Source organism: Labrys sedimenti, from assembly GCF_034424805.1.
In the GTDB taxonomy this organism is placed as follows: Bacteria; Pseudomonadota; Alphaproteobacteria; order Rhizobiales; family Labraceae; genus Labrys; species Labrys sedimenti.
The window spans coordinates 78,541-90,671 of the sequence record NZ_JAXOUF010000010.1 but is presented as its reverse complement, the minus strand read 5'-3'; the positions used below and the strand labels follow the sequence as shown (position 1 = coordinate 90,671).

Sequence of the window (12,131 nt, the reverse complement as noted above, 5' to 3'; positions counted from 1 at the left end):
CCATGACCAATAAAGTCATCATTTCCTGCGCGATCACCGGCTCGATCCACACCCCCTCCATGTCGCCCCATCTGCCGGTGACGCCGGACGAGATCGCCGCCTCCGCCATCGGGGCGGCGGAGGCCGGGGCTGCCGTACTGCATCTGCATGCGCGCGATCCCAAGACGGGGGCGCCGACGCCCGACGTCACCGTCTTCGAGCAGTTCGTGCCCCGCATCCGGCGGGCGACGAACGCCATCGTCAACATTACCACCGGCGGCTCGGCCCGGATGAGCATCGAGGAGCGCCTGAAGGGGCCCGCGAGCCTTCAACCCGAAATGTGCTCGCTCAATCTCGGAACCATGAATTTCGGCCTCTACCCGATGCTGGACCGGCCGCGCGAGTGGAAGCATGACTGGGAGGTTCCCTTCCTGGAGGCGACACGCGGCGGCATGTTCAAGAACACGCTGGCCGATATCGAGCACATCCTCACCACGATGGGTCCGCTCGGCACGCGCTTCGAATTCGAGTGCTACGATGTCGGCCACCTCTATACGCTGGCTCATTTCCTCGACCGCAAGCTGGTGACGCCGCCGCTCTTCGTGCAGACCGTGCTCGGCATCCTCGGTGGCATCGGCGCCAATCCCGACAGTGTGGTCGACATGCGCCGCACGGCCGACAAGCTGTTCGGCAAGGACTATGAGTGGTCGATGCTGGCGGCTGGCCGCAACCAGATGGCGCTCGGTACCATGGCGGCGGTGATGGGCGGCCATGTCCGCGTCGGGCTGGAAGACAATCTGTGGATCGGCAAGGGCCAGCTCGCCACCTCCAATGCCCAACAGGTCACCAAGATCCGCACCATCCTCGAGGAACTGGGCCTCGCCATCGCCACGCCGGACGAGGCGCGCGCCATCATCGGCATCCGGCCGCGCTAATGCTGATCCGCCCTGCCGCGCCGGAGGATTGCGATGCCGTCGCTGCGATGGTGGGCGAGCTTGCGGCCTTGTTCGGTGTCAAGGTCGGCACGACGGGCGACATTCTGCGTGCCGAGGCTTTCAGTGCCACTCCGAGCATCGGCATCGTCGTTGCGGAGCCGCCGGAAGGGGGCCTCGCGGGCTATCTGGTGCACCAGGACAGTTTTTCGACCTGGCGCGGCGCCAATGGTGTCTTCGTGGTCGACCTCTATGTCGCGCCACAGCGGCGTAACGAACATATCGGCATCCAGCTCCTGGCGGAGGCGGCCCGCCGTGGCCGCGAGCGCGGTGCGCGCTTCATGCGGCTCGACCTCGATGCCGGCAACGAAGCGGGTCTGCGCTTCTATCGGCGGCACGGCTTCCGCACGCTCGACCATGATCGCTTCCTGGTGCTGGACGAGCCGGGTTTCATCGATCTGATCGAAAAGAATTGAATGTGAGCACCATCAAGATTTCCGACCTGCGTGACCAACCCCATTTCCTCGAGGCGGTCGCCGACCGCGTCTGGCGGGCCTGGTGGCAGGAACGGGGCGAGAGCCTCGAGACCGTGGCGGGCCTGTTCGCAGAAAACCTGACGACCATGGAAGTGTTGCCGGCCTGTCTGGTGGCTCACCGGGGCGACGACTTCGTCGGCACGGCCTCGCTGATCGCCAGCGATCTGGAAGAACGACCGGCCCTGACACCCTGGGTCGCCGCGGTGTGGATCGAGCCGGAATTGCGTCGCCGGAGGCATGGTGCCGCCATCGTGGCGGCTGCGGCGGAATTGGCCTTCAGCCGTGGTTTCGCCCAGGCCTATCTCTGCGCCGAGAGCGACAAGCGTGCCTTCTACGCGGGGTTGAGATGGCGCCATCTCGAAAAGGATGTCGGCCCATACGGCCTCGATATCTTCGAGTTGAGGGCGCCGGTGGGGTGACTTTGATGCCTAAAACGGTTTCTACGCCATAATGCCGCCCGCAAATTCTTCCATCAGGCGGCAACAGCCTCTAGAGCAAGGCCGGCCCAGCGGAAACGCTCCTTTGCTCTGGTCCCCCGTTTCGATACGTGTTTGCGCTTCTTGGTAATTCCACCGAAGCGCAAAACACTCTAGTTTCGCGCCATGTTTCGTTCGCTTTCCCGCCTTCTGCTGCTCTGCAGCCTGCTTTTCACGCTCCTGGCTGCGCCCATGGCGGCGAGGGCGCAGGACGACCTGGCCCTGACCGGTTTCCAGACGGGGTTGAGTCTCGACAAGAAGTCTCTCGACGACATCGCGACCCAGCTCGCCACCATTACCGACAATGGCGAGGAGGCGCAGAAATCCCTGCAGGACCTGCGCGAGACGGTCAGCAGGAGGCGTGCCGATCTCGTTGCCTTGCTGGGCAGCATCATCCCGGCCCGCGACAAGGCCAAGGCAGCACTGGACGCTTTCCCCCCGCAGCCCAAGCCGGTCGACCCGCCCGAGGCCAAAGCCACGACCGACGCTCGCAAGGCGGCTTCCGACCTGCTCGCCAAGCTGAACGATCTCGCCACCGAGACGCAAAAGCAGATCTCGCGCGCTGACCAGATCGTCAACACCATCACAGTCCGCCCCTTCAACAATGCGCTAGCCAAGGAGCAAAAGTCGCTCGACGGGGTGGAAGCGGCTCTGACCAGTCTCCCCGCCGATCAGGAGAACGCATCGAAGATCTTGGATGAGCTGCGCGGTACGGTTGATACGGCCATTCTCAATCTGTCTGATCTGCAGACCAAGGTCACGCCCAAGCGGGACGAGTCCGCGGACAGGCTGAAGAAACTGGGAGAGCCCGATCCGTCCGAAAGTGCGGACATCGCCGAGACGCGCGGTACGCAAAAGGATCTGCAAAGCCTGCTCACCGGCGCTCTCAAGGTGGCGGGAGACCAGGCTGCACGAGCGACGAGCCTTTCCAACACCATCACCGAGCGGCAGCGCGAGCAGCTCACGGGCCGCCTGCTCAAGAGCGGCAACAGCCCTTTCTCCGGTGAATTCTGGATTCCGGTGCTGCAAAACCTGCCCAGGGCCGGGGAGCTGGCACAGAACGCGTTGTCGGATCACAGCAGCTATCTGGTGTCGAAGGTCAATTCCACCAGCATCGCCATCTTCCTGCTGACCATCGCCATCGGTTACGCCGTCACACAGTTCCTGCGCCTGCGCATCCAGCGCTGGCGCGCGCGCCTGCCACGCAGCAAGCGGGCCTCGCGGCGCTACGTCGCTTCGCTCGACGCGGTGCTCGGCATCGTCCACATCATGCTCGGCGTGCCGGTCGGGATCACCGTGACGATGCTGGCCTTCGGTTTTTCCGGGCTCTTGCCGGAGAAGGTGCTTGCCGATTACGGCTCGAGCCTGATCGCTGCCTCCTCGATCGGCTTCGGCCTGTGGGCCCTGGCGCAGGCTGTGCTGGCTGAGGGCCACGCCGAATTGCGCCTGCTGCCCCTGAGCGACTGGGCCGTCCGCCGCATCGGACGGCGCATGGGCTGGCTCGCCGTGGCGCTGGGCCTGTCCGTCCTCCTGAATGGCGTCATCGAGCATCTGCACGCCGATCCCTCCCTCAGCGTGGCGCGCGAGACGATTTCGGCCATCCTCTATCTCGCCATCATCGTCTCCCTGCTCATCCGCCTGCGCAGCGCCCCGCCGACGGTGGTGGACGGCCGTACACTGGCGCCCGACGAGGATCTGACCGGGCTCGACATACTCAGGCCGATCGGGTGGCTCTCCGTGCTGGTGATGGCCGTATGCCTTGCTCTCGGCTACAGCACGCTCGCCGTGGCGGCGGCGGTCTTTCCGCTGCTCGTCCTGTGCGTGGTGGCGGCAAGCTATCTGCTCACCACCCTGGTCGATTCGGCTTTGACCGAACGGCTGATCTCGGACGTCGACCGCCGCCGTGCGGTGGCGAGCACCATCGGCGTCACCGCCAAGCAGGTCACCTTCGGGGCGACCCTGCTCTCCGGTGTTCTGCGCTTCCTGATCATCGCCTTTGCCGTCGGCAGCCTCGGCCTGCCCTTCGGACTCTATTCGACCGACATGGCCCCGGCGATCCAGCGCGCCTATTTCGGCTTCAAGATCGGCGAGCTGACGATCTCGCCCTCGTCGATCATCAGCGGCGTGATGCTGTTCATCATCATCTGGGCGGTGATGCGCCTGATCCGGGGCTGGCTCGGCAACACGCTCTTGCCGCGCACCTCCCTCGATTCGGGCGTGCAGAACTCGATCGCCACCATCATCGGCTATCTCGGCTTCATCCTCGCCATTTCGGCCGGCCTGTCCGAGATCGGCGTGAGCTGGCAGAATATCGGCATCGTCGCCGGTGGTCTGTCGGTCGGTCTGGGTCTTGGCTTGCAGGGCATCGCCGGCAATTTCGTCTCCGGCCTGATCCTGCTGGCCGAAAGACCGATCCGGGTCGGCGACATCATCGCCGCCGCCGGCGAGGAGGGCTATGTCCGCCGCATCTCCGTGCGCTCGACCACGCTGGAGACCTATGATCGCGCCACGCTGATCATCCCCAATTCGACCCTGATCACCGGTTCGGTGAAGAACTGGGTCTATGGCAATACCTGGAGCCGGCTGCGCATTGCCCTGACCGTGCTCTATGACAGTGACATCGACGCGGTGAAGGCGGCCATGCTGGCCGCGCCGGAGGACGATCCTCGTATCCTACCGACCCCGCGGCCCCAGGTCTACATGACCTCGATGGATGCCGGGCTGGAATTCGAACTCATCGTGATGGTCGCCAGCATGGAGACGCAGGTTGCCGTCAAGAGCGACCTGCTCGCCCGTATCTTCAAGAATTTCAAGGCCAAGGGTATCCGCCTGCAGGGTCAGGGCGCCGCGGCGCCCCCGCAGCGGGTGATCCTGTTCGAGCCCGAATTGCAGGCGGCGATGACCGCCAAACTTCAGGGCGACAAGCCCGAGGCGGAGGCTCCTGCCGCGGAGCCTGCCGCCGCCAAGCCTTCAACCCCGCCGGCTGCGGCGGGATCCTGACCGTGGAGAACTCGATGTCGCGCATGAGGGTGGCTGCGGCCGCTTTTCTTGTCTTGGGTGTTACCTTTGGATTGGGCGGCTGCGCCCTCACGCAAAAGCCCGAAGCCGTTTCCTATCAACGCCGGCCCGTATCCTTCAATCCGGCCCAGGCCCGGGACTGGCTGACCCAGTACCGCCAGAGCAAGGGCCTCACCGCGGTGGCGCTCGATTCGCGCCTGACGTCCTTCGCCCAGAACCAGGCCAATGCCATGGCTTCGGCCAACCAGCTCTCCCATTCGATCGGCGGCAGCTTCTCCTCCCGCGTCAAATCGGCCGGGCTCGACGATTCCAAGATCGGCGAGAATGTCTCCTACGGCACCTACACCGATCTCGACGCCATGAAGCAGTGGAAGAACTCGCCCGAGCATGACGAGAATCTGCTGATGCCGGGCGCCACCCGCTTTGGTATCGCCATTGCCAGGGCCGGTGAGCGGGTCTATTGGGCCATGGCGGTGGCTGGTGAACCCAGCCGGCCGGAGGAGGCGCAGGCCTTCGGGGCCGGTCCGGTGGTGCGCGTGGTACGCCGGCCTACGCGCGTGAAAAGCTCCGGAGGCCTCTTCGGCGGCCTGTTCGGGGGGTGAGTGCGGCATGAACGAGCTGGACAAGCAAGACTACGACATCGCCGCGCGCGATTTTCGCTGGGAGCTGCCGGCTCGCTACAATATCGGGGTGGATGTCTGCGACGTCTGGGCCCGGCGCGAACCGGACCGGCTCGCCATCCTGCGCCGGCTTCCCGGCGGCGGCAGCGAGCGCATCAGCTATGGCGCCTTGCGCGAGGCCTCCGACCGCTTCGCTTTGGCGCTGAAACGTCTGGGTATCCGCAAGGGCGACCGCGTCGCGATCCTGCTGCCGCAATCGCCGGCGGTGGTGATCGCCCACCTCGCCGTCGCCAAGCTCGGTGCCATCTCCCTGCCGCTCGCCGTGTTGTTCGGCCCGGATGCACTGAGCTTCCGCCTGCGCGATTCCGGGGCCAAGGCCGTGCTGCTCGACGAAAGCGGGCTCGCCAAGCTCGGGGAGATCGAGGCCAGGCTGCCCGACCTGGAGACGGTGATCAGCGTCGACGGCGCCGGCGGAGGGGCGCTCGACTTCCATCGTCTGATCGCCGGAGCCAAGGGGGAGCTGGCGCCGATCGCCTCGACGCCCGACGATCCGGCCACGATGATCTACACCTCCGGTACCACCGGCCAACCCAAGGGTGCCGTGCATGGCCATCGCGTGGTGCTCGGTCATATTCCCGGCCTGCGCTTCGCCCATCCAGGGTTGGGCCAGCCCGACGACGTGATGTGGACGCCGGCCGATTGGGCCTGGGCGGGCGGCCTGCTCAACGTGCTGCTGCCCAGCCTGGCGCTGGGCGTGCCGGTGGTGGCAGGCCTCCATGCCAAGTTCTCGGTGGACGAGGTGCTGGGACTGCTGTGGGACTTCAAGATCCGCAACGCCTTCCTGCCGCCCACGGCCTTGCGCATGCTGCAGGCGGCGCATCAGCCCGGCCAGGTCTACCGTACCCATCTGCGCTCGATCATGTCGGCCGGTGAGACGCTGGGGCCGGGCACCTATGCCTGGGCCGAAGCGGCCTTCGGCTTTCCGGTGAACGAACTCTACGGCCAGACCGAATGCAATCTCGTGCTCGGCTCCTGCCACGAACTCGGGGTTTCCAGGCCCGGCGCCATCGGCAAGGCCGTACCCGGCCATCGCGTGGCGGTGGTCGACGAAGAGGGGCAGGAAAGCCCCGTTGAGGAGATCGGCGAGATTGCGGTGCGCGCGCCCGATCCGGTGATGTTCCTGGGCTATTGGGGCAACGCCACCGCCACCACCGCGAAATTCCGCGACGGCTGGCTGATGACCGGCGACAAGGCGCGCCGCGACATCGATGGCTATGTGCATTTCGTCGGCCGTGGCGACGACATCATCACCTCGGCCGGCTATCGCATCGGTCCCGGCGAGATCGAGGACTGCCTGATGCGCCATGCCGCCGTCGCGATGGCGGCGGTCGTCGGCATGCCCGACACCTTGCGGACCGAGATCGTCAAGGCCTTCGTGGTGCTCAAGCCGGGCTTCACGGCATCGGACGCCATGACCGCCGACCTGCAGCTCTTTGTGCGCGAACGCCTGTCCGCCCACGAATATCCGCGCGTGATCGCCTATGTCGACGCCCTGCCGCTGACCTCATCCGGCAAGATCATCCGCCGGGCCCTGCGCGAGCTCGACTGAGGCTTTCATGGAGCGCGGACATCCTGTCCGCTCCTCCTCCCCAAGCTCGCTTCGGCCGAGAGATAGAGCGGACAAGATGTCCGGGCTTCTAAAAAACAAAACCGGCCGGGGAAACCCCGGCCGGCGCGATCCGTCAAGAAGCTCTTCAGGGATCAGCGGCGGTCGCCGAGCAGGCGCAGCAGCATGATGAAGAGGTTGATGAAGTCGAGATAGAGCGTCAGTGCGCCATGGACGGCGAGCTTCTCGCCCTCGTCGCGGCTGAAGCTGTGCGCATTCTCCACATAGAGCGACTTCAGCATCTGGGTGTCGTAGGCGGTCAGGCCTGCGAAGATGCCGACGCCGGCGACGCTGATCATGAAGGTCAGCATGCCCGAGGGGAAGAACAGGTTGACCAGGCTGGCGAGCAGCAAGCCGACCAGGCCCATCATCAGGAAGGCGCCGAAGGCCGAGAGGTTACGCTTGGTGGTGTAGCCGTAGAGGCTCAGGGCACCGAAGCTGGCGGCCGAGATGAAGAAGACGCGAGCGATCGAGCCATGCGTGTAGACGAGGAAGATCGTCGACAGCGACAGGCCCATGAGTGCCGAAAACACGTAGAACAGAACGCGCGTGGTTTGAACCGAGCGACCTTCCGTCCCCATGTTCATCCAGAACACCATGCCAAGGGGGGCGAATGCGACGACCCACTTGAAGGGGGAGTTGAACAGGAACATGCCGAACGAGTTCAGCTCGACGATCTTGCCCGCTTCGTTGACCACGATCCCCGAAGCCATGTAGGCGCCGAGCGCCACCAGGCCGGTGATGGCCACACCCAAGGTCATGTGATTGTAGACCGCGAGCATGAATGCGCGCAGGCCCTGATCGATCGCCGGTGCTCCGGCGCGGACGTCGGAGACGGTGCCGGCCGAGAAACGAGGATCATTGAAAGCCATGTGTCTCTCCAGATGCGGCACATGCCGCAGAAAGCTTACTCTTATGTAGTGCTTTCCATTGAAACAGTTAAGTGAATTGCTTGCAATGTTGCCGGCATGCCACCATGGGGTGGTCGATCTTCATCGCCTGAACTTCGGCTGAAACGCGTGTCATTCCAAGCGCCTGGCATCCGGGTCTACAGGCTTCGCAGATGCGAGGCCGGTTTCTGGCGCAGGATGCGCCAGGTACCCGCAAGGCCGAACAGGATGGTCAGCGCCAGGGCGCCGAAGGCGGCCCCGAAAGCCGGCCCGGCCAGGAAGGTGAAGCTGAAATTCATCAGATAGGTGACGATCAGCCAGGCGCAGGCAGTGCCGGCGACCACGCCGAACAGGGCGGTGGCGAGGCCCAGCAGCCCGTATTCGAGGATGAAGGCGAAGAGGATGCGCCCGCGCGTGGCGCCCAGCACCTTGAGGATGACGGCGTCGTAGAGCCGGCTGCTCTGCCCGGCTGCCAGCGCGCCCGCCAGCACCAGGATCGAGGCGACGAGGGCGATGGCGGCGGCGGCCCGGATCGCCATGGCGAGTTGGCCGGCGAGATCGGCGAAGCTCTGCAGCGCATCCTTGATGCGCACGGCGGTCACCATCGGGAAGGCGTCGGCCACCTGCTTGAGCAGGCCGAGTTCGACGGCATCGTCGGCCCCATGCGGGAAGGTGAGGGTGGCGATGTCCGTCACCGGCGCGCCCTTGAAGGTGTTCGGCGAATAGACCAGCACGAAATTGATGCCGAAATTCTGCCATTCGAGCTTGCGCAGGGCTCCGACCTTGGCGGTGATGTTGCGGCCGAGTACGTTGACGGTGATGGCGTCGCCGACCTTGAGGCCGAGACCATGTGCGACCTCCTGCTCCAGGGAGACCAAGGGCGGGCCGGTATAATCGGGACCCCACCACTGGCCCTCGACCACGCGTGAGCCGGCCGGCACCGCGTCGGTGAAGGTGACCCCGCGATCCCCGCTCAGTACCCAGGCGATGTTCGGGGGGGGCTTGATCTTATCCGCCGGTACGTCCTTCACGCTGACGATGCGGCCGCGCAGCATCGGTACGCGCTCGCTGGTCGCCTGCGGGGCGGCCTGCTTGAGGAAGGCGTCGAAGCGGGGCGCGTCGGCGCGGCGAATGTCGACGAAGAAGAAACTCGGCGCCTTGTCGGGAATGGCGGCGGAAAGCTGGTGGCGGATATTGCCGTCGACCAGCGTCAGGGCCACCAGCAGGCAGAGCCCCAGGCCGAGCGAGAGCACCACCGAGGGTGTGGCGGCGCCGGGACGGTGGATATTGGTAACGGCCAGACGCAGCGGCGTGGAGTGCGGGCGGGGCAGCCGGCGGGCGAGCGCCATCAGCAGGCTTGCCACCACGCGCAGGAGGATGAAGGCGCCGAGCGCGGAGCCGACATAGACCAGGGCCACCTTGTGGTCGGCGGCGAAGAACACCGCCAGGGCGACCAGGGCGGCGACGGCCAGGCCGGCAAGGGTGAGCACGATGGGGGCCGGCCAGCGCCGTGTCGGGGCGATGGCATCGCGGAACAGGGCCGATACGGAGATGTCCCGAGCCCGCCCCAGCGGCAGCAGAGAGAAGGCGAGGGTGGTCAGCAGGCCGTAGAGGGCAGCGAGCGCGAGCCCTGCCGGATTGAGCACCGGCGTGATCGGCAGCGGCAGATAGTCGGCAAAGCCATAGGCCAGGATGAAGGGCAGGGCGGCGCCAGCGACAAGACCGATGACAATGCCGAGAGTGGCCAGCAGCAGGGTCTGGGTGAGATAGATGCCGGTGACGAGGTTGGCCCCGGCTCCCAGCGTCTTCAGCGTGGCGATGCTGTCGCGCTGGCGTTCGACGAAGGCGCGCACGGCATTGGCCACACCGACGCCGCCGACGAGCAGGGCCGTCAGCCCGACCAGCGTGATGAACATGGTGAAGCGCTCGATGCCACGCCGAAGCTCCGGGGAGGCGTCGTCGCGGGTGCGGACCTCCCAGCCGGCCTGGGGAAAGGTCTCGTTCGCCTTCTGGCGAACGGCATCCGGCGAAACATTCGGCGGCAGTACCAGGCGATAGCGCCAGCGGATCAGTGAGCCCGGCTGGATCAGCCCGCTCTCGCGCAGCGCGTCCAGGGTGATCATCAGGCGGGGCCCGAAGGAAATGCCGCCGGCGATCTTGTCCGGCTCGCCGACGAGGCGATCTACCAGGCTAACCGTCAGATTGCCGATGGTGACGGCGGCGCCGGGTTGCAGGCCGAGCCGGGCGAACAGGGCGGCGTCGGCTGCCGCATCGGCCCGGCTGCCCTGGCCGCCGATGGTGGCGGACAGGGCCTGGCCCTTGCCGAACTCCACCGTGCCGAGCAGGGGATAGGCCTGGTCGACCGCCTTGATTTCGACCAGGGCGGTCTGGCCGTCCGATGTGCGCGCCATCGCCCTTGTGCTCGCGGCGACCGAGAGCTGGCCCTGCTGTCCGATGAAGGCGAGCTCCTCGGGATTGGCTTCGCGCCCCACCAGCGTGAACTCGATGTCTCCGCCATTGATCACCCGACCCTGGCTGCGCAGCCCGTCCGACAGGGCGCTGGAGATGGCGTCGACCCCGGCGATCGCCATCACGCCGAGAGCGAGGCAGGCCAGGAAAATACCGAAACCGCGGATGCCGGCGCGCAATTCGCGCAGGGCAAAGCGCAGGGGGAGGGGAAGAGAAGCGAGGGACATCGATGATGTTGAGCGGATGGACAAGGCCGAATCAAGGCAAAGTGGGGGTGCGCTCCGCTTACCGCAAGCCGCGCACCACGATATTGCGCGGGCCCGTGGCAGACATGATATAGGCTCCATCATGACGATGACCGCGCCAGTTTCGCTGACGGAGCGCCAATGTACCCTGATCGCCAGGGCGCTGGCCGAGCCGCGGCGCTTTCAGATCCTCAAGGAAATCGCTGCGCAAGGCGGCTCGATGGCCTGCGCCTGCATGCAGCAGAAGCATGAGGTCACGCCGGCGACCTTGTCCCATCACATGAAGGAGCTCGAGAATGCCGGGCTCATCGAGATCGTGCGCGAGGGCAAGTTCGCTACACTCGTGCTCCAGCGCGAGACGCTGGATGCCTATCTGCGCGAACTGGCCAGCCTGTAGGGCAGGATGAGGGGCGGCACCGTCGAACGTCCATAAGCACCTTCCTCCTTCAGCCTGCTCGTAAAATTTTCCATCGCTCGCTCTTGTTTCGTTTCGATGATTATCTAACTATCGAATCATTGTCACTCGAACCAAGAGATATTCGATGAGCAGATTGGCAGGTAAGGTCGCCGTGGTTACCGGTGCCTCTAAGGGCATCGGCGCGGGTATTGCGAAAAGCCTGGCGGCCGAAGGCGCCGCCGTCGTGGTGAATTATGCCTCGAGCCGGGATGGAGCCGAGAAGGTCGTCGCCGAGATCACCGCCAAGGGCGGCAAGGCGATCGCCGTCAAGGGCGACGTCTCCAAGGCGGAAGAGGTGAAGGCCATCTTCGTCGAGGCCGAGAAGGCCTATGGCCGGCTCGACGTCCTGGTGAACAATGCCGGCGTCTATGCCTTCGCACCGCTCGAAGAGGTGACGGAAGCCGAGTTCCATCGCCAGTTCAACACCAATGTGCTCGGGCTGCTGCTGGCCAGCCAGGAGGCGGAGAAGCATTTCGGCCCCGAGGGCGGCAGCATCATCAATATCGGCTCGGTTGCGACCGACGTGAATTTCCCGGCCACATCGGTCTACACCGCCACCAAGGGGGCGGTGACCTCGATCACCCGGGTGCTGGCCAAGGAACTCGGCCCCAGGAAGATCCGGGTGAATTCGATCAACCCCGGCATGGTGGAGACGGAGGGCGTGCACGCCGCCGGCTTCATCGGCGGCGACCTGGAAAGCCAGACCGTGGCCCAGACTCCGCTGGGACGCATCGGCCAGCCCGGGGACATCGCGCCCGTCGCGGTCTTCCTGGCCTCGGGCGAATCCGGCTGGCTGACCGGCGAGGTGCTGGCGGTCTCCGGTGGCGTCCGATAGACAGCGGG

The 12,131-nt window shown here is 65.6% G+C and carries 10 protein-coding genes; 8 read left to right on the top strand and 2 right to left on the bottom strand.

What is annotated here, in order from left to right:
• Nucleotides 1–2: 2 nt before the first annotated feature.
• From kce to U1R88_RS24035, 6 genes are all read left to right on the top strand, one after another.
• On the top strand, nucleotides 3–914 hold the full coding sequence (gene kce, locus U1R88_RS24060; RefSeq protein ID WP_322433531.1) for a 3,5-dioxohexanoate:acetyl-CoA acetone transferase: 912 nt from the start codon (nucleotides 3–5) through the stop codon (nucleotides 912–914).
• Nucleotides 914–1,387, top strand: coding sequence for a GNAT family N-acetyltransferase (locus U1R88_RS24055; RefSeq protein ID WP_068284131.1), 474 nt, complete (start codon nucleotides 914–916; stop codon nucleotides 1,385–1,387). The genes kce and U1R88_RS24055 overlap by 1 nt, the downstream gene beginning before the upstream one ends.
• Before the next feature lie 2 nt (nucleotides 1,388–1,389).
• A complete protein-coding gene (locus tag U1R88_RS24050) occupies nucleotides 1,390–1,866 on the top strand; it encodes a GNAT family N-acetyltransferase (protein ID WP_322433530.1) in 477 nt (158 codons plus the stop codon).
• Between the two features lie 183 nt (nucleotides 1,867–2,049).
• Nucleotides 2,050–4,923 carry a DUF3772 domain-containing protein gene (locus tag U1R88_RS24045; RefSeq protein WP_322433529.1) on the top strand — a complete coding sequence of 958 codons (2,874 nt, stop codon included), beginning with the start codon at nucleotides 2,050–2,052 and terminating at the stop codon, nucleotides 4,921–4,923.
• Between the two features lie 14 nt (nucleotides 4,924–4,937).
• Nucleotides 4,938–5,543 (top strand): CAP domain-containing protein, encoded by a 606-nt coding sequence (locus tag U1R88_RS24040; RefSeq protein WP_068284126.1) that lies wholly within the window; start codon nucleotides 4,938–4,940, stop codon nucleotides 5,541–5,543.
• 7 nt (nucleotides 5,544–5,550) lie between these two features.
• Entirely contained in the window at nucleotides 5,551–7,170 is a 1,620-nt protein-coding gene (locus U1R88_RS24035) for an AMP-binding protein (protein ID WP_322433528.1), read from the top strand.
• Between the two features lie 152 nt (nucleotides 7,171–7,322).
• On the opposite strand, the gene U1R88_RS24030 is transcribed toward U1R88_RS24035, so the two are convergent.
• Both U1R88_RS24030 and U1R88_RS24025 read right to left on the bottom strand, forming a co-directional pair.
• Nucleotides 7,323–8,099: a Bax inhibitor-1/YccA family protein gene (locus tag U1R88_RS24030; protein WP_068284120.1), complete on the bottom strand. Its 777-nt coding sequence runs from the start codon at nucleotides 8,097–8,099 to the stop codon at nucleotides 7,323–7,325.
• 176 nt (nucleotides 8,100–8,275) lie between these two features.
• Nucleotides 8,276–10,813 carry an ABC transporter permease gene (locus U1R88_RS24025; protein ID WP_322433527.1) on the bottom strand — a complete coding sequence of 846 codons (2,538 nt, stop codon included), beginning with the start codon at nucleotides 10,811–10,813 and terminating at the stop codon, nucleotides 8,276–8,278.
• Between the two features lie 121 nt (nucleotides 10,814–10,934).
• On the opposite strand from U1R88_RS24025, the gene U1R88_RS24020 reads away from it, so the two are divergent.
• Together U1R88_RS24020 and U1R88_RS24015 are read left to right on the top strand one after the other, a co-directional pair.
• Nucleotides 10,935–11,228, top strand: coding sequence for an ArsR/SmtB family transcription factor (locus U1R88_RS24020; RefSeq protein WP_068284116.1), 294 nt, complete (start codon nucleotides 10,935–10,937; stop codon nucleotides 11,226–11,228).
• A 145-nt stretch (nucleotides 11,229–11,373) separates the two neighbouring features.
• Complete coding sequence (locus U1R88_RS24015) at nucleotides 11,374–12,123, top strand: SDR family NAD(P)-dependent oxidoreductase (RefSeq protein WP_322433526.1); 750 nt, start codon at nucleotides 11,374–11,376, stop codon at nucleotides 12,121–12,123.
• Nucleotides 12,124–12,131 lie beyond the last annotated feature (8 nt).

Excerpts from the sequence above, each read along its gene's own strand:
- kce (WP_322433531.1), top strand. The coding sequence starts at position 3 with ATGACCAATAAAGTCATCATTTCCTGCGCGATCACCGGCTCGATCCAC.
- U1R88_RS24055 (WP_068284131.1), top strand. The coding sequence starts at position 914 with ATGCTGATCCGCCCTGCCGCGCCGGAGGATTGCGATGCCGTCGCTGCG.
- U1R88_RS24045 (WP_322433529.1), top strand. The coding sequence starts at position 2,050 with ATGTTTCGTTCGCTTTCCCGCCTTCTGCTGCTCTGCAGCCTGCTTTTC.
- U1R88_RS24040 (WP_068284126.1), top strand. The coding sequence starts at position 4,938 with ATGTCGCGCATGAGGGTGGCTGCGGCCGCTTTTCTTGTCTTGGGTGTT.
- U1R88_RS24035 (WP_322433528.1), top strand. The coding sequence starts at position 5,551 with ATGAACGAGCTGGACAAGCAAGACTACGACATCGCCGCGCGCGATTTT.
- U1R88_RS24030 (WP_068284120.1), bottom strand. The coding sequence starts at position 8,099 with ATGGCTTTCAATGATCCTCGTTTCTCGGCCGGCACCGTCTCCGACGTC.
- U1R88_RS24025 (WP_322433527.1), bottom strand. The coding sequence starts at position 10,813 with ATGTCCCTCGCTTCTCTTCCCCTCCCCCTGCGCTTTGCCCTGCGCGAA.
- U1R88_RS24020 (WP_068284116.1), top strand. The coding sequence starts at position 10,935 with ATGACGATGACCGCGCCAGTTTCGCTGACGGAGCGCCAATGTACCCTG.
- U1R88_RS24015 (WP_322433526.1), top strand. The coding sequence starts at position 11,374 with ATGAGCAGATTGGCAGGTAAGGTCGCCGTGGTTACCGGTGCCTCTAAG.